The sequence below is a fragment of the 'Nostoc azollae' 0708 genome (assembly GCF_000196515.1).
Classification (GTDB): domain Bacteria; phylum Cyanobacteriota; class Cyanobacteriia; order Cyanobacteriales; family Nostocaceae; genus Trichormus_B; species Trichormus_B azollae.
This window is the reverse complement of the sequence record NC_014248.1, coordinates 489,318-507,964: the sequence shown is the minus strand read 5'-3', so window position 1 is coordinate 507,964 and position 18,647 is coordinate 489,318. Positions and strand designations below refer to the sequence as shown.

General features: G+C 37.7%; 15 protein-coding genes, 1 tRNA gene and 6 pseudogenes. 16 read left to right on the top strand and 6 right to left on the bottom strand.

Annotation, left to right across the window (positions count from 1 at the left end; all coding sequences use genetic code 11):
- Positions 1-119: 119 nt before the first annotated feature.
- From AAZO_RS02380 to AAZO_RS02370, 3 genes and pseudogenes are all read left to right on the top strand, one after another.
- On the top strand, positions 120-494 hold the full coding sequence (locus AAZO_RS02380; RefSeq protein WP_013190033.1) for a DUF1823 family protein: 375 nt from the start codon (positions 120-122) through the stop codon (positions 492-494).
- 435 nt (positions 495-929) lie between these two features.
- Positions 930-1,979: a 3-deoxy-7-phosphoheptulonate synthase gene (locus AAZO_RS02375; RefSeq protein WP_013190032.1), complete on the top strand. Its 1,050-nt coding sequence runs from the start codon at positions 930-932 to the stop codon at positions 1,977-1,979.
- Positions 1,980-2,965: 986 nt separating this feature from the next.
- Positions 2,966-3,338: pseudogene (locus AAZO_RS02370) on the top strand (MotA/TolQ/ExbB proton channel family protein); the annotation flags it as partial.
- Between the two features lie 17 nt (positions 3,339-3,355).
- Here the strand turns inward: AAZO_RS02370 and AAZO_RS32680 are convergent.
- Positions 3,356-4,406, bottom strand: a protein-coding gene (locus AAZO_RS32680) for an IS630 family transposase (protein WP_144031228.1) whose coding sequence is annotated in 2 segments (ribosomal slippage) — positions 3,356-3,959 and positions 3,958-4,406 — 1,053 coding nt in all. Because the reading frame shifts where the segments join, the coding sequence is not laid out codon by codon here.
- A gap of 71 nt (positions 4,407-4,477) precedes the next feature.
- Here AAZO_RS32680 and AAZO_RS02355 point away from each other — a divergent pair.
- From AAZO_RS02355 to AAZO_RS02345, 3 genes and pseudogenes are all read left to right on the top strand, one after another.
- Positions 4,478-4,765: pseudogene (locus AAZO_RS02355) on the top strand (MotA/TolQ/ExbB proton channel family protein); the annotation flags it as partial.
- Entirely contained in the window at positions 4,749-5,162 is a 414-nt protein-coding gene (locus AAZO_RS02350) for an ExbD/TolR family protein (protein WP_013190031.1), read from the top strand. The pseudogene AAZO_RS02355 and the gene AAZO_RS02350, both read left to right, overlap by 17 nt.
- Positions 5,163-5,182: 20 nt before the next feature.
- Positions 5,183-6,177 (top strand): annotated as a pseudogene (locus AAZO_RS02345) (FecCD family ABC transporter permease).
- A 637-nt stretch (positions 6,178-6,814) separates the two neighbouring features.
- Here the strand turns inward: AAZO_RS02345 and AAZO_RS02340 are convergent.
- Positions 6,815-7,075: a helix-turn-helix domain-containing protein gene (locus AAZO_RS02340; protein ID WP_081462676.1), complete on the bottom strand. Its 261-nt coding sequence runs from the start codon at positions 7,073-7,075 to the stop codon at positions 6,815-6,817.
- Between the two features lie 400 nt (positions 7,076-7,475).
- On the opposite strand from AAZO_RS02340, the gene AAZO_RS02335 reads away from it, so the two are divergent.
- Entirely contained in the window at positions 7,476-7,679 is a 204-nt protein-coding gene (locus AAZO_RS02335) for a hypothetical protein (protein WP_013190028.1), read from the top strand.
- Between the two features lie 177 nt (positions 7,680-7,856).
- Here AAZO_RS02335 and AAZO_RS02330 read toward each other — a convergent pair whose 3' ends face one another.
- Both AAZO_RS02330 and AAZO_RS02325 read right to left on the bottom strand, forming a co-directional pair.
- Positions 7,857-8,591, bottom strand: a complete 735-nt coding sequence (locus AAZO_RS02330) for a DUF1995 family protein (protein WP_013190027.1) — start codon at positions 8,589-8,591, stop codon at positions 7,857-7,859.
- Positions 8,592-8,756: 165 nt separating this feature from the next.
- Positions 8,757-9,818: an aromatic ring-hydroxylating oxygenase subunit alpha gene (locus AAZO_RS02325; protein ID WP_013190026.1), complete on the bottom strand. Its 1,062-nt coding sequence runs from the start codon at positions 9,816-9,818 to the stop codon at positions 8,757-8,759.
- Between the two features lie 145 nt (positions 9,819-9,963).
- Between AAZO_RS02325 and AAZO_RS43230 the strand changes: the two genes are divergently transcribed.
- Both AAZO_RS43230 and AAZO_RS36470 read left to right on the top strand, forming a co-directional pair.
- Complete coding sequence (locus AAZO_RS43230) at positions 9,964-10,086, top strand: S-layer homology domain-containing protein (RefSeq protein WP_420807053.1); 123 nt, start codon at positions 9,964-9,966, stop codon at positions 10,084-10,086.
- Between the two features lie 163 nt (positions 10,087-10,249).
- Complete coding sequence (locus tag AAZO_RS36470) at positions 10,250-10,423, top strand: hypothetical protein (protein ID WP_228371789.1); 174 nt, start codon at positions 10,250-10,252, stop codon at positions 10,421-10,423.
- A 43-nt stretch (positions 10,424-10,466) separates the two neighbouring features.
- Here the strand turns inward: AAZO_RS36470 and AAZO_RS02315 are convergent.
- Positions 10,467-10,538: transfer RNA gene (locus AAZO_RS02315), tRNA-Thr, on the bottom strand.
- Positions 10,539-10,975: 437 nt separating this feature from the next.
- Here AAZO_RS02315 and argF point away from each other — a divergent pair.
- The 3 genes and pseudogenes from argF to AAZO_RS02300 all read left to right on the top strand — a co-directional run.
- On the top strand, positions 10,976-11,896 hold the full coding sequence (gene argF / locus AAZO_RS02310) for an ornithine carbamoyltransferase (RefSeq protein ID WP_013190025.1): 921 nt from the start codon (positions 10,976-10,978) through the stop codon (positions 11,894-11,896).
- 171 nt (positions 11,897-12,067) lie between these two features.
- Positions 12,068-12,670, top strand: a complete 603-nt coding sequence (gene lexA, locus AAZO_RS02305) for a transcriptional repressor LexA (RefSeq protein WP_013190024.1) — start codon at positions 12,068-12,070, stop codon at positions 12,668-12,670.
- A gap of 120 nt (positions 12,671-12,790) precedes the next feature.
- A pseudogene (locus tag AAZO_RS02300) lies at positions 12,791-13,864 on the top strand (DEAD/DEAH box helicase); the annotation flags it as partial.
- Positions 13,865-14,406: 542 nt separating this feature from the next.
- On the opposite strand, the pseudogene AAZO_RS02295 reads toward AAZO_RS02300, so the two are convergent.
- Positions 14,407-15,050: pseudogene (locus tag AAZO_RS02295) on the bottom strand (DGQHR domain-containing protein); the annotation flags it as partial.
- A 298-nt stretch (positions 15,051-15,348) separates the two neighbouring features.
- Here AAZO_RS02295 and dndC point away from each other — a divergent pair.
- The 4 genes and pseudogenes from dndC (at position 15,349) to AAZO_RS36465 (ending at position 18,190) form a co-directional block, all read left to right on the top strand.
- A pseudogene (dndC, locus tag AAZO_RS02290) lies at positions 15,349-16,968 on the top strand (DNA phosphorothioation system sulfurtransferase DndC).
- A 112-nt stretch (positions 16,969-17,080) separates the two neighbouring features.
- Positions 17,081-17,290: a hypothetical protein gene (locus AAZO_RS42075; RefSeq protein WP_041639304.1), complete on the top strand. Its 210-nt coding sequence runs from the start codon at positions 17,081-17,083 to the stop codon at positions 17,288-17,290.
- Positions 17,275-17,508 carry a Uma2 family endonuclease gene (locus AAZO_RS42070; protein WP_338027156.1) on the top strand — a complete coding sequence of 78 codons (234 nt, stop codon included), beginning with the start codon at positions 17,275-17,277 and terminating at the stop codon, positions 17,506-17,508. Before AAZO_RS42075 ends, AAZO_RS42070 begins: the two co-directional genes overlap by 16 nt.
- A gap of 457 nt (positions 17,509-17,965) precedes the next feature.
- Positions 17,966-18,190 carry a hypothetical protein gene (locus tag AAZO_RS36465; RefSeq protein WP_266887767.1) on the top strand — a complete coding sequence of 75 codons (225 nt, stop codon included), beginning with the start codon at positions 17,966-17,968 and terminating at the stop codon, positions 18,188-18,190.
- The last annotated feature ends 457 nt before the right edge of the window (positions 18,191-18,647 follow it).

Below are 18,647 nucleotides of genomic sequence, written 5' to 3'. Positions count from 1 at the left end.
AGCATTTTTCTAAAATGATAGAATCAAGCCTGTCTTTAGAAATCTATCTAGGTAGTAAAATTTTTTTTGCTTTTATGCAATTAGTTGACAACTGATCACTGACAAACTTTAACTTGCTTATGTCTAACCTACCACCACTCAACACACAAACAATTTGGGCAATCATCAATGATACAATTGACGATTCTACTGTCAACCAATTAGTATGGCATTACTTAGGCTATCGCTACGATTCCATATCTGAAAAATGGGATAGTAGTTCTGTAGCAGTAGAATGGCAACATGAATACCCAGAACCACCTAATTTTCTAGGATCTCGACGCGGAACTATGAAATTAACTCGCTCTATTCCTCAAGAAAATAAACAAATACTCAAACAAAAGTTAGGTTTTAAAGGTTACAAGATTGGTGAATTTGGACCTCGACAAACTCGGAGAGCAACAGCAGCAAATTGGTTATTAAGCTATATGCAATTAAACTCATTATTCAGCTAATAACGTAAATTGCTAGTTACAGCAGATTGAAGATCAATGAGGTACAGAATATAAATTGAAACCTAGACACCAAGAGAGTTTTACTCCTGACTTCTGACTCCTGCTATATACCCAGTCCATAAGAGATTGCACAGAATCATAAAATCAATTAATTCATCTATCTTCATCTGCATTTATCTGCCGTAATTGTCATGAAAATATAATTTTATGATTCTATGCAACTTCATCTGAATTTTGAATTTACGGCGTTACTAGCAATTGAGGCTAAAAATTTATGTCCAATGATAAATTTACTAGAGTGAGCAATTAATTTTATTTATTATTTAAATACACTAATTATAATTATTGGCTTACTGATATTTTTCGTTTATACTGTATATAGTATTCATCTACACACAAAATAAGATTACATAAGCCAGGCTAGAGATTTACACCATGATCAACAAATTAATTAACACTAACATTAAAAGTTCGCACGTTCTCTTAACTCCCAATGAAGTCAAAGCAAAATTACCTCTAACGAAATATGCTGAAAACACAATTTTGAAATTCAGACAACAAATAGAAGATATTCTTGATTTTCAAGATATCAGAAAATTTATTGTAGTTGGTCCATGTTCAATCCACGATCCAAAAGCTGCTATAGAATATGCTGAAAAATTGAAAGTTCTAGCAGAGAAAGTTCAAGATAAACTGGTGCTGATTATGCGGGTCTATTTTGAAAAACCAAGAACAACTGTAGGCTGGAAGGGTTTAATTAATGATCCAGAGATGGATGATTCTTTCCATGTAGAACACGGTATATTAATCGCCAGGAATCTGTTATTAACATTAGCGGAATTAGGTTTACCAACTGCCACAGAAGCACTTGATCCCATCATCCCTCAATATATTAGTGAATTGGTTGCTTGGTCAGCAATTGGAGCTAGGACAACTGAATCACAAACTCACAGAGAAATGGCTAGTGGTCTTTCTATGCCAGTGGGTTTTAAAAATGGTACCGATGGTAATATTCATGTAGCTTTAAATGCTTTAAAATCAGCGAAAACTCCACATAATTTCTTAGGAATTAATCAAAAAGGACAGGTCAGTGTATTTCAAACTAGAGGAAATGCTCATGGTCATGTAATTTTACGTGGTGGAAATCAGCCTAACTTTGATCCAGAAAGTATCAGACTAGTTGAGGAACAATTGAAAGCAGAAAATTTACCCCCGAGAATAGTGATTGATTGTAGTCATGGTAATACGAATAAGGACTACAGATTACAATCTCTTGTGTTAGAAAATGTAATTCAGCAAATCGTCGATGGTAATACCTCAATTGTAGGAATGATGCTGGAATCAAATTTATATGAAGGTAGTCAACCAATTACAGGGAAACGTGAAGAATTACAATATGGTGTTTCAGTAACTGACAAATGTATTAGTTGGAAGGAAACAGAAAAAATTATTTTGGCTGCTCATTCCAAACTGAAGTACATTTAATAATGTAGCAGAGACGCAGACTAATTTTTCTGCAAGAATATGTCTTGAAAAGTTGAGCCACTGCGGTGGAAGGGTTTCCCTGCTTCGAGTAACTTTTCAGGTTCTTCAGTACCTGTTATGCCAAACTATTAATTAAATATAAAAATTTCGTCCAAAAATAAAGGCAAAAAAGGCAAAAAGCTAGAATCTACGACCAACCTCTAAAATGTTAATAAATAATGCCAGTTTTTATTGCATGATAAGGTTTTCCTTGTTTTTGTGAACGAAATTTAGCATCATATGTAATGAAGAGCCACTTTCCTTTGTAATCGAAGGTAAAGGTTTGAGAGGTTCTGTTTTCGGAGCCAGAATCACAGCAGGTTGAGACGAAACTACTGTGTTTTTTTGTGGTTGCGGTAGAACTCCGCTCGGAGAGGAATCAGAATGATTATTTGTACTGGTGAAAATCTGTGAATTATCAACAACTTTAGGTTTTATGTCTTCTTCTGGTTGTTGTATAGGTTTTATTTCTTCCGGTGGAATCTCTACAAAAGTGATTTATACTGGCTCTTCTTGGGGCACTTTCGTGAGTAGATTCCCAATAGCAGAAGCCAGCAACCCAATATGTAGAGTCAACGAGCCAATGAAACTATAGGTTAAAAAGGTGGTCCGTGTCTTTAATTCGTCTTCTCGCTACTCTAGGTCTGTACTGGAAAAATTCATAATTTATTGCTACCTATTTTCAGTAACTTTGGCAGATTAACAGAAATTATCTGTAAATGTCAATTAATCACTTTTAGCTTTTGTATTTGTGGATGTTAGCCATAATCTCTTACCAGCAAATAATTACAGCGATTTTAACCACAGGATAGACTGTATCCATTTCCGAAGATGTAACAAAAGATTAATAGATAGTTTTATTTGCTCTAATTTGAATTGAGAAGTTATAGGAGCTATAGTTGCTAAACTAGTTAGACAATCTACTACTAAGGGCTTGAAAACCGGACATGGATATCAAAAATCTGTTTACAGCAGGTGGTGTGGTCATGTGGCCGCTGCTACTGTCTTCTGTATTGGCGGTAGGGTTAATTGTTGAACGTATTAAGTTTTGGGTAACAATCAGTACCCGTCAGCAACTGGTATTCAGAAATGTGTTGAATCTCTATCGTCACAATAATGTGGTAAGTACAATTGATACACTTCGAAAGAATGCAGATTTACCCATGGCACGGATTTTTTTAACTGCTTTGGAGTTGGAAGAACCAAATCCAGAAGAATTTCGTTTGGCTTTGGAGAGTGAAGCGCAGGCAGAAATAGCTTTATTCAAACGGTTTAATACAATCAATTTTTGACACCATTATTGCTCTTGCACCACTGCTATAGCACTAGTATTTGATTTATGAAAATGCTCCGTACATCTGGAGAGACGGAAAATCAAAGGTAGTGTTTTGAATGAACCACTCAAACATCCACTTAAGATGAGAAAATGTTGGGATTAAAGTACAAAAACGTCGCAGCCAAGTTTTCCCTTGCAACCAAACATCTTCTATGGGGTTTTGAGAGGGACAGTTAGGAGCAAAGCGGACGCAATAAATTTTCCATTGCTCTAAAGGTAAGCCTTGGTTAAGAGATGCTAAAAAATTTTGAATTTCTTTTGAACGATGATAACTAGCTCCATCCCAAAAAATAAGTAATTGTTGGTTAGGTGACTCTTCTAGTAAATAGCTGAGATAATCAATAGTATTTTTTGAGTTAGCTGTATGAGAGGTTCTCAACGATAAATTTTTACCTAAATAGTCAACTGCTCCATAATAAGTTTGTTTATCTCGTTCGTTACTAATACTAATTGGAATGCTTATTTCTTGGTCAGTTCTACCCCAAACATATCCAATGCTATCTCCCCAAAGTAAATGACACTCATCTAATAGTAAAACTCTCAATAGCCCAGCTTCTATATCTTCTCGGCGGCTCGCCAAAAATGATGAAATCTCTTTTTTTTGCGGCAACTGCTTCTTCATTAGCTTTTGGATTTGCTGAAGATGTTTTCTTCCAACTAATTCCTGCCGCATCAAACAAGTCGTAATAAATACGTTTTGATTCATAAAGTACATCATATTCAAAAGCCAATTTATACTCAATTTCGCCAAGCTCCCAACATTCATTCGTTTGTAACCAAGCCAGTACTTCTTCTCTTTGTTGAGTATTCAAGTGGCTTCTTCTCCCTTTGTGTTTCAGGCGCAGTCCTAAAATTCCATCTTTCTCATAGGCTTGTTTCCATGGTGTTATTGAACCAACTGAAACATCTAAAATTGTTTGAATTTCCTCATACTTGTAGCTTTGATAAACCAGCTTCACTGCCAATACTTTTCTTACTTCCCTTGCATCTGGACGCTCATCTATAAATTCTTGTAGTTCTGCAATTTTAGATTGTAGCTCCTGGTTGGTCATTGTTAGCTATTAGACAAGACACTTTCTCAGTATTAGCCCTTAGTCTTTTTCAAAAATCAAATATGATTTCTATAGGATTACTAGGAACTGTATTAGGATTGATTGGTTCTTTTACTTCTCTAAATATTGGTGATGTTGCGGGAACAAAAGCCCCTGGAGTCACTAGCGGTATTAGTGAGGCCTTGCTTTCTAGAGCTACTGGGTTAATTGTGGCAATTTTTACCCTTATTTTTGCTAATACCTTCCGGGGATTTTATCAACGACAATTGGCTTTGATTCAAGAATATGGTGGACAGTTAGAACTTCTATATCGTCGTCGTTACGAAAGAGGAGAAAAAGCGTATGCGTCTACAAGATGAACCGGAACTACCAGCACAGATTAACCCAGCACAGATTAACATTGTGCCGATGATTGATGTCATATTTGCAACTTTGACGTTTTTTATTATGTCAACGTTGTATTTAACCCGTTCCGAGGGTTTACCAGTTAATTTACCTCAAGCAGGTAGGGGAAAAATAAATCGTCCTGTACAGGTAATATTAACTATTAATAATACTGGCAAGATTTTCTTGAATAAAGAAGCAGTTAGCTTAGATCACTTAGCCGCCCAGGTGAGAGAAAAAGTAGAACCATCACAGCCGTTGATGGTGATACTCAATGCAGATGCAGTCGTTAATCATGGACAGGTGGTAGCGGTAATGGATAAAGTCCGACAGTTAGAAGAGGTCAAATTAGGTATAGCTACTCGTAAATAGTTCAGGAGTTGAGAATTTTGATTAATTCGGTGGGTAAACCTGTATTCAGCTTAGTTGTCTGTTTGATACTGCTGCTCATTTGTTTGGTATTTAGTATCACACTGGGGACGGCAGAAATACTACTAGCTCAGATTTTTACATCCTTTGTTAGCTTTGACGATTCATATCAACACTTGGTGATTCAAACAGTCAGATTACCGCTATCACCCATTGCCATTTTAGCCGGTGCAGCCTTGGCAGTATCTGGAGCATTAATGCAAGATTTAACACGCAATCCCTTAGCAGATCCAGGTATTTTGGGTATGGAGTCCGGGGCAGCACTGTCCGTAGTTATAGTAATTTTTGTGTTTGGTACTTCATCCGTTGGGACTTTAACTGTTGCGGCCTTTTTGGGTGCGGGAATCACAGCCATTTTAGTCTACTTCTTGGGTTCATTGGGAAAGGGAGGTGCTACCCCACTGAATATCACAGTAGCAGGTGCAGCCCTAACGGTGCTGATTTCTTCCCTTACCACAGCTATCTTGATTATTAGTCAAGGCACATTAGAAGAAATTAGATTTTGGTTACCGGGTTCATTAGCTGGTAGAGATGTCAGTATTCTCTTGCAAGCACTACCTTTTATCACTATCGGATTAGTAATTGCCCTTGCTTTGGGTCAACAAGTTACCACCATGAGTCTAGGTGACGATTTAGCCAAAGGTTTAGGCTAAAATACTGCCTGGATAAAAATTCTTACTGCCATCAGTGTAGTTTTACTCGCAGGAAGTTCAGTAGCCCTGCCTGGACCTATAGGTTTTATTGGTTTAGTTCTTCCTCACACAGTCGGATTTTTGATTAAAACGGATTATCGCTGGATTTTGCCTTATTCCGCCGTTGCCGGGGCAACTTTACTGTTAGTAGCAGATATTTCTGGCCGTATCCTCCTAAAACCCCAGGAATTACCTGTAGGTGTCATGACACCACTGGTTGGCGTTCCCTTTTTGTCTACTTGGCTAAATCAAAGGTGAAAAAATGAAGGCTGATTGGTTGGTTATCCGTTCCTCAGCGATATCTTTTCGTATAGACCTGCGTATACCAGTCATGGTGTTTTCTTTACTAGCAGTGATTGGGATAGCAATCCAATGCGCGGGAAAATTTCTCATATAACGTTTTTATCCCCCTCCAGTCATTGATTTATCGAGGTTTTCCCTTTATTCAGCAAATCCTAATTATTCTTAAACAAATTCATTGTTGACATTCCCTCAGCCCAACTTAGTGTACCCAATGGTCATACAGTTAGCCAAAAAGAACGATCCGCTTCAAGCAATACTTCTACCGCACAGAAGAAACCTACGTGCAGTAGATTAGATGGACTGTTATAATAGAGACGTTGGTAAATTCACAAAGGAGCCGGTATCTGGCTTTCCATAGTGTTAAGATTACGAAAGAGCCAAGGAAAAAATCACGGCTGGGAATAGTTACGGATAGTTCCTATCCATGAAGATGTTGATAACTAATTCATAACTGACCTCATATCCATAACATTTATGAAATGGGCAACACTCATGAACCAATTCCTAATGTGACTAAACCACAAATAGTAAGAATTACTTGTGACTAAATTGGGGAATCCAGGGGAAATCTTTGTTGAGGTATCCGGAATATTACAAGTCTCATGACCTGTTCAACAAAAATACCCTTGGTGGAAAACTCTTTGTTTCCTGCCTTTTGTTCTGAGTCGCCATGGCATAATCACTATCATGTTTTTCTACCTGTTTAAGGAGACTAGGAGGGAAAACATTTCGTAATATCTCTAGCCAGTAATGAAATGTGTCCTTTGCCTCCGTTTTCCATATACCGAAATGCAAACCTAAAACCTCAAATGTTGGCATTTTCCTCCAATAGAACAAGCATAGACATACCTGTTGTTTTATCTCTAGTTTCCCTTTCCCCCCTCCTCCTTTCTGATTTATAGCTATGTTTTTACTTTCTATGTCACCTTGCAGTTTTTTATGCTACATTTCACCTTGGGCTAACAAGTCTTGAAACTGATGGTTAGTTATTCCCAGTATTTGTTTTCTACCATGTGGATATTCTTGAATATAGTTAATTTAGTGGATTTTTCCTTTTCCTACACCCTCAACATTCCCTTCTACCATTTTTTCACACCAAGTTAATTTTCCTAACATGTCTAATATAATACCTGGGCAAGATATACGAATTTAGCAAATTTGATACAAGTGTTTTGATCTAAGTATATGGTTCTACTTTAAGCCGGACACAGAAGACGATTCCCAATCAAAAATCCAAAATGGTATAAGGAGGCAGCAAGTTATGAATCAAACACAAGCTGCTTTGAGAAACGAAGTTCGAGAACTTGCAAAAGTAGCATTTCATCGCAAGCTGATTTCAGGATATACTGGTGGAGCAGATATCAATGAATACCAAATTATCTACCAAGGAAAACCTAGACATATTTATCTGGAACAAGCTCGTCTTCTTTTGATAGATTTGCTATATAGGAATCAGATTTATTAATATTAGGAATCAGATTTACTAATATTTTATGAAGTTCTACAGACAATACCTTCGCCAATTTATGACGGTTCAACGCTCGTAGTACCAGGGCTCGTAGTACCAGGATGAATACCTCTACTGCGTTATGTTTTGTGCAAGTCCCGATACTCTTTTTTTTGGCGAAGGTAATGAAATTACCTAACTACTCAATGCCTTGATAAACCGTTGCAAACTCTTAAACACACTGGGTTTTTTGGCTGGTGTTCCTTCACTGGTTTTTGCTGGTTGTCCTTTCATCAGGATCATGTCTATTTCGTCACCGGAGGGTCGTTTGGGTAATTCAGCAATTTTTTCATATTCGTTGTTGCTTTCTAGCCATACTTCCCACTGTCCAGGGTAGCAGCGAAAAAGGGCAGATTCATCATCGACGGGACGCAGATAATAACAAGATTCAATGGTACTGATGAAACGTCTGCGGGTTTCTCTGGCTGCGTAACCAATACCCACGACTCCAGAATCTTCTAAACGGGGATTTAACAACACGATGGGGCGCGTATCTATTATTTCACACATTTTTTCTAGTTGAGGTACTTCTACGGGTGTGGGGGCAATAAATAGAAAGATTTCATCTTCTGGTTGAATTTTCGTTTGTAAAGAAGCAGCCCTCCCTGTACCAATATCTTCCACTTTAAATGGTACATTTTGCCAGTCACGACGGGCTAAAGCAGCCGCACCAGCATCAGCAAAAAAGACTTTGACACGGGATTCATATTCAGCAAACAGGGGTACAAATTGTTCTGCTACTGGCATGAATTTGAGTTCTGGGAACAGAAAATCAACTTGAATACGAGTCACGCCATCTGCTAAGGCAGATTTTACCGCTTCACGAGATTGTGTGATCGCTTCTTCTAGGGTTTTGGGTAGTTCAGCCATAATTTAGAGATTTGATAAACTGTCTGGGTCAATATTCAATTCTCGCAGCTTGGCCGCTAGACGTTCAGCTTTTTATTTCTTTTGTTCTACTACTGCTTCTAGTGTGGGTATTAGCTGTCCTTATGCGGTAATATCTCCAACTTTTTCAATCCTTTCAAACACCCTCTAAGCACGCCACCGCAATAATATACTCTTAACAGGATTGATAAATTCTCGTTTTTCAGATGTGGCGCGAGCAAATTCTCGTTTTAGTTGATAATACCATTGTGCTTGCATATCTGAATCTTTAATTAATCGCAACACAGGATTGTATTTAAGCCCAACTTGCTGTTTTTCTACTACTGTTCGGTCTTGTCCCAGAAATTTCCGTGCCAAGATATGAATCAGAGGTTTGAAGATTCTTAACCAAGCAGGTATGCCATAAAGCACAAAATTTACTTCTGTTTCTGTTTCAGAAATTGGTGTAACTGCTGTCAAGTTAGAAACTCGATGTTTGCCAAAAGTAATTTCTTCTATTCTCACACCAGGTAAACGAAAAGAAATTTCTACTTCGGGAATACCACCACCAACTAACCAATATAATCGGCTCATATTCTCCATATTCTCTGAAAGCTTATGTCGCCGGACTGTAAAGCCGTAAGGTGAAGGATCAAACTCTTTAACTTCTTCATGCAGTTCTCCGCTTCTCCACCACCATACCCGATGCACATAAGGAGAATGGGCAGGATCCATTAAACCTGTCACTGCATGATCTATAAAACAGGGAAACCGTATCACTTCTACTAGATGGGGTTGTTGTTCAATAACACCTGATACTATAGGAACTTCGTTTTCCACAGGACTGGGTTTATATTTATCCCCATCTGACATATATATCCAAATGTTGCCTTGAGTCTCTTGTATGGGATATGATTGCACATCAAAGCGACTTAAATCGGTGTTTTGCTCTGGTAATAAGGATGGAATCTCTACACAACGTCCCTTGGGATCAAAGCGCCAACCGTGATAACAGCATTCTACTTCTTGTCCATTGAATCGGCCACAACTTAAGGGTACAGCGCGATGAGGACATATATCTCGCACGGCTGAAACCTGACCATCTTTATTTCTAATCAGCAGTATGGGTTCTTCTAACAAAATCTTCGCCACCATCTTACCTGGCTTGAGGAGATAGCTAGGTAGCGCATAATACCAAATATTACGTAATAAGATGTTGTTATCTATCATAATAATTAAGATTTGTTTGATGTTTGAAATATACGTCTTTTACCAATACAAGCTCAAGTTTTCTGCTATTAACTATAAATATCAAGTTTACGTAGCATCAAGTCTCATATGTTAAACTAGTCCATTTTTTCAGACATTAAGAACCATTGATTGGGCAAAAGCATCTATTCTCGCGGCTGGGGAGCGTAATATACTCAAAGGTTATCCACATGCTACTTTTCGTCCTGATGCACCTGTGACTCGTGCAGAATTTGTGGCTATTATTTAGACAGCCTTACCAAAATAATCATCATCTCGTCTTGGGATTAATTTCATAGATGTACTGGCTAATCATTGGGCACCTCAGGCCATCGAGCGCTTCAGCATATCAAACAAATTGTCTCTCTGGCTATCCCAATCTTTCTTTCAAACCCCGTCAACCAATCCCCCGTGTGCAAGGTTTAACGGCTTTAGCTTCAGGGTTAGGTTATGGGCTGAAAGGAGATGCTATCCCTACTTTCAAAAAGTATTATACTGACTTTGAGCAAACTCCCACTTATGCTATGAATGTGATCGCAGCGGCAATTCAACAAAGTATAGTTGTTAACTACCTGGTGCCTATCTAAACTTCACAGATATAGATATAGTATAAAATTTTCTAAAATCGTAAGCCAGCAGCGGGATTTGAACTCGCGACCTTCCGATTACAAGTCGGATGCACTACCACTGTGCTATGCTGGCGTATTGGTGAATGCCTTAAAACACTCAACGATTAATTATCTTAGCATAAATAAATAATTTGTCTAGGGGTTATAGGAAAAAATTCCCCAATCCCCCATACTCCATGCCCCATGCCCCATGCCCCATGCGTAAGTTATAATCAAATATCATCCCCAAAGTAACTATACTAAAAACGGTTTAAAAGTGTGATTCTGAAGGTTCGCGGAGCGTCTCTGAAAGAGATAGTGAAGAATCTCCGAGATACTTCGCTACACTACGTTACCCATGGCTTACGCCACCCTGTGCTATCAGTATGACATAAGTCCAACTTTCACCCGTTTGCGGTATATAATCCCGTAGATCAAGGTAAAAATATTTGGTACAGTTTTAAGTCTGTATTCCTGTTGACGCGGCTGAGTAAAAATACAGAAAAACATTATTATTTACAAATCATCAGCATGGCAGCATTGATCGGACGAGATTTATTAGGTCTGGCGGATCTTAGTTCCACAGAACTGCAAGAACTTCTAGAAATGGCAACTCAACTGAAGTCACAACAGTTAAAGTTGCATTCTAATAAGGTTTTGGGTTTATTGTTCTCCAAAGCATCAACTCGCACACGAGTAAGTTTTACTGTAGCAATGTATCAGCTTGGTGGACAGGTTATTGATCTCAATCCTAATGTGACACAAGTAAGTAGGGGAGAACCTGTACAAGATACGGCTAGGGTATTGGATCGTTATTTGGATATTCTCGCAATTCGCACTTTTGCCCAGCAAGAGTTAGAAATATTTGCGAATTATGCCAAAATTCCTGTAATTAATGCCTTGACAGATTTAGAACATCCCTGTCAGGTGTTGGCTGATTTACAGACGATTCAAGAATATTTTGGGACTTTGGCTGGTTTAACTTTAGCTTATGTGGGTGATGGAAATAATGTAGCTAATTCCCTCATGCTGGGTTGTGCGTTGGCAGGAATGCATGTGCAGGTTGCTTTTCCTTCGGGATATGCACCTGATGCGGAAATTGTAGAAAAAGCTAGGGCAGTAGCTAATAATAAAACTGAAGTTGTTCTCACTCATGACCCCAAAGCAGCCGCAGAAGGCGCACACATTCTATATACTGATGTTTGGGCAAGTATGGGGCAAGAAGCAGAAGCTGACAACCGCTTACCCATCTTCCAACCTTATCAGATTTCTGAACAATTATTAGGTCTTGCCGATCCACAGGCAATCGTTTTACACTGTCTACCAGCCCATCGCGGTGAAGAAATTACTGAGGAAGTAATCGAAGGTTCTCAATCAAAGGTTTGGGATCAGGCAGAAAATAGATTACATGCTCAAAAGGCTTTACTGGCTAGTATTTTAGGGGCAGAATAACAGTATTGGTAGTGGGTAATGGGTAATGGGTAATCAATTCTATTTTTCCCAATCACCAATTACCTATCACCAATCACTAATTACCATTAATATTTAATTGAATCTTGTTAATGAGGGGTTTTTATAGTACAAATGCTCTAGGGACATTTATAATTACTTCCCAATAAATTTATGGAAAAACTAACTGAAGCTCAACAGGAATTGTACGAATGGTTGGCAGAATATATCCGAGTTAATCAGTATTCTCCCTCAATTCGCCAAATGATGCAAGCGATGAATCTGAAATCGCCGGCACCAATTCAAAGCCGGTTGGAACATTTACGCAACAAGGGATATATTGACTGGAATGAAGGTAAGGCGCGAACGATTCGGGTTTTACGTCAAACAAAGCAAGGTGTGCCGATTTTAGGCACTATTGCAGCTGGCGGTTTGATTGAACCCTTTACAGATGCGGTGGAACATTTAGACTTTTCTAATTTATCATTACCTGCCCATAGCTATGCTTTGCGGGTTGCTGGGGATAGCATGATTGAGGATTTAATTGCTGATGGTGATGTGGTGTTTTTGCGTCCAGTACCAGAACCCAATCATTTAAAAAATGGCACTATTGTTGCGGCTAGGGTGGAGGGACACGGTACAACTTTAAAACGTTTTTATCGTCAGGAAAATATGGTAACTCTCAAACCTGCTAATCCTAAGTATCAACCGATAGAGGTACCTGCTATGCATGTGGAGGTGCAAGGTTCTTTGGTGGGTGTTTGGCGGGGGGTATAACTAGGGACTGGGGTAGATGAGGGACATGAGGAACATGAGGGACATGAGGAAGTAATTCTCCTAATGCCCAATGCCCAATCACCAATCACCAATTATCTTATGTTATATATAACATAAGGTATAAGGCTAAAACCAGTGCAGAAATCGGCTTCTTTATCTCTCAAGTTGCCGTTTGTCAGGGAGAATAGTGGCAGCTATCACGTTAAGCCTGCATCACCAGGATGTCCAAAAATGTCTTTATCTCTGCAGCGGGGATATCAACGTCAAGCTATGACGAGCTGGTTTGCTAATAATGGCAGAGGAACGCTAAAAGTAGCTACTGGTAGTGGTAAGACGATTACTGCGTTGGTGCTCGCTTGGGAGTTGTATCATCAGATAGGCTTACAAGTCTTGTTAGTGGTGTGTCCTTAGCGTCATCTTGTCAGCTAATGGGCAAGGGAATTTGAGAAATTTAACTTGCAACCGATTTTGGCTTTTGAAAACTTAAGTAATTGGCAAAGTCAACTTTCAACACAAATCTATAATCTGCGTTCTAGTTCTCAAAGTTTTGTGACGATAATTACCACTAACTCGACTTTAATTGGTGATGGCTTTCAGTCCCAACTTAAATATTTGCCACCAAAAACTCTAATTATTGGGGATGAACCCCATAATTTGGGCGCACCTAAATTAGAGGAAAGTTTACCCCGGAATGTGGGGTTGCGACTGCCTTTATCTGCGACACCGGAAAGATATTTTGATGATGGTGGTACACAATCTTTATTTGATAATTTCGGAGTTTTTTTACAACCTGAGTTTAATTTGCAGGATGGGATCACAAAAGGAGCTTTGGTACATTATTTATATTATCCAGTTCTCGTGGAGTTGACTGAGGCAGAAAGTCTTCCTGATTTAAAGTTAACCAAAAAAATTGGGCCTTCTCTTCAGTATCGAGAACCGGAAAATGGTGATGTTGGAGATTTTGAAGACAAGCAAGATATCAAATCTTTATTAATGCAACGTGCTAGGCTAATTAGTGCAGCATAAAATAAATTAACAGCTTTGCGAGAATTAATGCAAACTCGCAGGTATACAACCCACACTCTATTTTATTGTAGTGATAGTTCTCCAGAAACTGGGCATTATTGATCTGTGCGCCAACTCAAAGCTGTGGCGAAAATCCTGGGTATAGATTTGGGTTATAAAGTCAGCACGGGAGCAAGGCGATTTTGTGAGGTGGGGCAAAAACTGTGCTTTTAGCTACAGCAACCACAGGCATCGCTAAAATATTTTTCTGGAATTAAGGTAAAATAAATCATATCAAACAAATCAAATTGCAAGAGAAAGTATCTTCTCGGAATATCCTAGGAAGACCTGTATTCAATAATTCGTGGCTGGTGGGAATAAGCTGCTTAGGTCAGTAATCAAATAAGCATGTGCATGTATTGATTACCATAGAAAATTCTGTTAAATAGGAGTTGTAGGTATGAAATCTTAGACAGTTTGAAGATGGATAAAAGAGGTAAAAATAGAATTACAGAAATTATGCCAACTTCCAGCTATCCATTGACAAGGAAGATGTAGCATAATTTCCGCATTTTATTTAACCAAAATTTACTGTTTCCTGTCATTCTTAAATTGACAAATTGTATATATACAATATTCTAATTGTACGGTAAATGATTTTTATCGATGCCTGTTTTGGGTTTAGCAAGCACACACTTTTTGTCCCACCTCACAAAATGGCCTTGTTCCCGTTCTACCTGATATTTATCAATCAAATTAGATAGAGTGATAAAACTCTCATCAACTGCAGTTTTATCTCTTTTATAACGTTGAACTTTACCAGATTGAATTAACTCCATTAAACGTTCTACACTCATTAATCTATGCTGACCATCTAACCGACTTTAGCATCTTCATCTAAAGGTATAAAATCAGTAGTAGCTTTTTTAGCCCGTCCTTGACTATCCCACTCCAGTGCTTTGGAGTTATCTACCCAAGGCAGATTAATTACCACCAAAACAGCCGGAAATTGATGGTTTTTTCTAGCTGCTAAATACTATTATAATAACGCTGTTTGACGCGACCAGTCAACAGGAGGTTGTTGAATTTCATCAATACTATCAGCGTCAATTTCAATATTCTCTGTCTCTGAGTTGTAGTTTTTTTGCAGCAGGGGTAAACCAGACGCAAAATATACCCCTCCCGCGAACCATTCCAATGTAACAGAACCGACGTAAGCCTCAGTACCACCCATTTCGGTTTTTTGGACAAGAATTTGGTCTTTCTTCTCTAAAAACCTCTCTAGCAGTAAAGCTAATACCTGTTTTTCCTTATTTTCTCGTTCTAAATACTCCTTAGCGAGTTGATTATTTAGTGCTCCTGTACTATAACTTATGGGAATTTTTGAGAACTAGAGTATATAAAATAGCTTATCTTGTTTAAAACATTGGATATAGTAACTGTTCTTTTAAAAAGACTTAAAAACGTTATAATGGAGACTTTATGAGCTAATTTAAAGCAAGTGTAGGTTGTGTTTACATATATAGTTCTATGTTATATATAGAAAATTATTATAGTCCGCCTGTGCGGACTCTCTTCGTGTGCTGCCGAATTTTGTTCTCAGCGCCGCTGATTAAGTAAATACAGCAACAAATGAATTTATAAAGATGTGTGTTTAAGTAAGGAATACAAAAATGACTCCTGAACAAGAGCCAGAAAATAAAAATCAGCAAAGCTATACTCTAGCAGAGTTCATTGAAGATATTCAAATTCTTACTACATAAATTCAAGAATTGTATTGTTTAGATCAGATACCTTGGGTTGTAGGTTATTCGGGTGGAAAAGACAGCAGAGCTACTTTACAGCTTCTTTTACAGCTTTTGTGGAATGCGATCGCTGAACTTCCACCTGAAAAGCTAACTAAAAAAATATATGTTATTACTATAGACACATTAGTAGAAAATCCTATTCTTGCTGCTTGGGTTCGTAATTCTTTACAACAAGTGAAATCTGAATCCCAAGCCCAAGGATTACCCTTTAAACCCCATTTATTGCAGCCAGATTTCAAAGAAACATTCTGGGTAGGATTGATTGGTAAAGCTTATCCTGCTCCAAAAGGGAAATTTCGCTGGTGTACAGAACGACTTAGAATAGATCCCTCCAATCGCTTTATTCGCGATGTTATCCGTAATAATGGAGAAGCAATTGTTGTATTGGTAACTCGTAAAGCTGAAAGTGCAAAACGTGCCAACAGAATGAAAAAGTTAGAAGCCCAACGCGTAAGGTATCACCTAAGTCCTAACATGAGTTTCCTAAATTCTCTGGTTTATAGTCCTATTGAAGATTAGCAAAATGATAATGTACGGATTTATTTAATGCAATGGAAAAACCCTTGGAAATACAGCAATAAAGATCTATTTGCTATTTATAGAGGTGCATCAGCAGATAATGAATGTCTTTTAGTTGTTGATACTTCTACTCCTAGTTGTGGAGGTTCTCACTTTGGATGCTGGGTTTGTTCACTTGTTAGTGAATATAAATCACTAACAGCCATGATTAAAAATGATGAAGAAAAACAATGGATACAACCATTATTAGATTTTTCTAAAGAATTAGATCTAGAAGAGAATCGTAGCCGGAGATATTGTCGCCGTAGACGCGGAGGTGTTCAATTATATGAACGTAATTTAGAGAGTGAAGTGTCTATTAACCCTATTCCTGGTCCATATCTTAAAGAAGCACGGGAAGATTGGCTAAGAAAGCTACTAACAGTAGGAAAGCAAATCTGTCAAACAGACCCAGAAAATATGCGTGATATCACTCTAGTTACTATAGAAGAACTGAGTGAAATTCGCCGGATATGGTTAGAAGAAAGACACGAATTTGATGATAGCTTACCCCGCATATATCAAGAAGTCAAGGGAGAAGTATTTAAAGATCACCATTCCTGGTGCTGACTAAAGCATACTCGGAAGTGATGAATGAGAGGTATTAGAAGAAATCTGTGACGGTGACGAAATGCACTTAGAATTGATGGCACAGTTATTAGATACAGAACGCCAATTCAAGAAGAAAACTCGTCGGGTGGGTATCTACGAAAGCCTAGAAGAATACTTTCATACAATTCCCATTCTCCAGAGGGACCAATTAAGAATACCCATTTACAACGGGATTTACGACAAGCAGCTTTGGAAGGTGATGTAGCCAGAATTAGGGAAAAGGTGAAACAATTAAGTTTATGAGATGCACCTGAAAAGAAAGAAAGTAAACCACAAACTTGGGCTAATTTGAAGTATGCAAAAGAGGAAGAATAATGATATTCCTGGTAAATGCAATTTGCGGCTAGATAGCTAAAAATAGCCTAGTCTGGTTCATCAAATATCAATTTTTACTCACGCAAAAAAAGAATTATTTATATTACTAGCTTTGACGGAATTAATAGAGTTATATCAATTTATATATTGGTATCTAGATGGCTATGGACGCTTTGAATTACATGATGGGGTAATTATTGAAATGCAACCGACGGGAACTAATGAACAGGTATCTGGTTTTTCGCAGATCAAGTTAGGTGTACAAATTGAAAAAAATAATCTGCCTTATTTTGTCTCAGACAATATATTATTAAACGTGTAGATTCTGGTAAATCAGGCTATAACCCCGATGTAATTGTTTCAAATTGGAATGCTATTCATCATGAACCTTTATTACATGAAGTTTTTACTATTACTCACGCTGAAACAGTACGTTTACTAATTGAAGTAGTAAGCACTAATTGGCAAGATGATTATTTAATTAAGTTGGCAGAATATGAAAGATTAGGTATTGCTGAAATTGGATTGCTGATTATTTAGGTTCAGACGGTAGGAGATATATTGGCAACCCTAAACAACCAACTATTTCTATTTATAATTTGATTGAAGGCGAGTATCAGGTTAATCAGTTTAGAGGAAGTAATGTCTTAATTTCTGCTGCATTTCGGAATTTGAATTTAACTGCTGATCAAATTTTAAAAATTGGTGATCAAAGGTAGGGACTAGAAACATACTTTCGTCCCTCCTTCCTAGGCTCTGGCTGGGAATGTCAATCTTGAGGTTCTACCTCAACTAATTATAAGATAGGCAGAGCCTCTAGAAAGCATTCCCTGTCAGAGCTAGGGAATGAGATTATTAATCCAAAATCTAAAATTGTCTGATGATATTCCTCGAATTAGTCCTGCAGAACTTCGGTCCTTATACCGGAAAATAAGTCATTAACCTCAACCCGAAAACTGATGAAGATAACATACCCCCAATTATCCTTTTTAGAGGAATGAATCGCGGTGGAAAAACCACTCTGATTGATCCTATTCGCCTGGCTTTATATGGACAACGCGCCCAATGTTATACACCGATAAATCTGAGTTATACTGATTTATTAAGTAAATGCGTAAATACTAAAGTAGATGCTATAGAAAAAACCAGAATTGAATTAGTTCATAAACATATTGAAGATGATAAACAGATTAGACATCGTGTTCTTAGAAATTGGGAATAAATCGTAAAGATGGTAAAGAATATTTGAGAATATTAGGTGATTATGAAACTTGAATAATTGATTCATTACTCAATATTTGGGATGAATATATAGAACATATTTTACCTTTAGTCATTTCTAATTTATTTCTCTTTAATGCTGAACAAGTTAAAGAACTTGCAGAACAGGAAATACCACCGCCAATAGTTATTGATACTATTAACAGACTTTTAGCTTTAGAATTAGGAGATAAATTAGCAGTTGATTTAGGAATTCTAGTCAATCGTAAAGAACGAGAATTTGCAGATAATCAAGATTTAGCTAAATTAGAAGCACTTAAAAGTAAATTACCGGAAAAACAGCAAGAATACGAAAAGAATCAGAAAAAACTAGAAAATCTCAATCTTGAGGTTGATATTTTAGAGAAAATTCAGGAAGAGGCTTTACATAAATTTCTTAATGAAGGTGGTAAAATTGC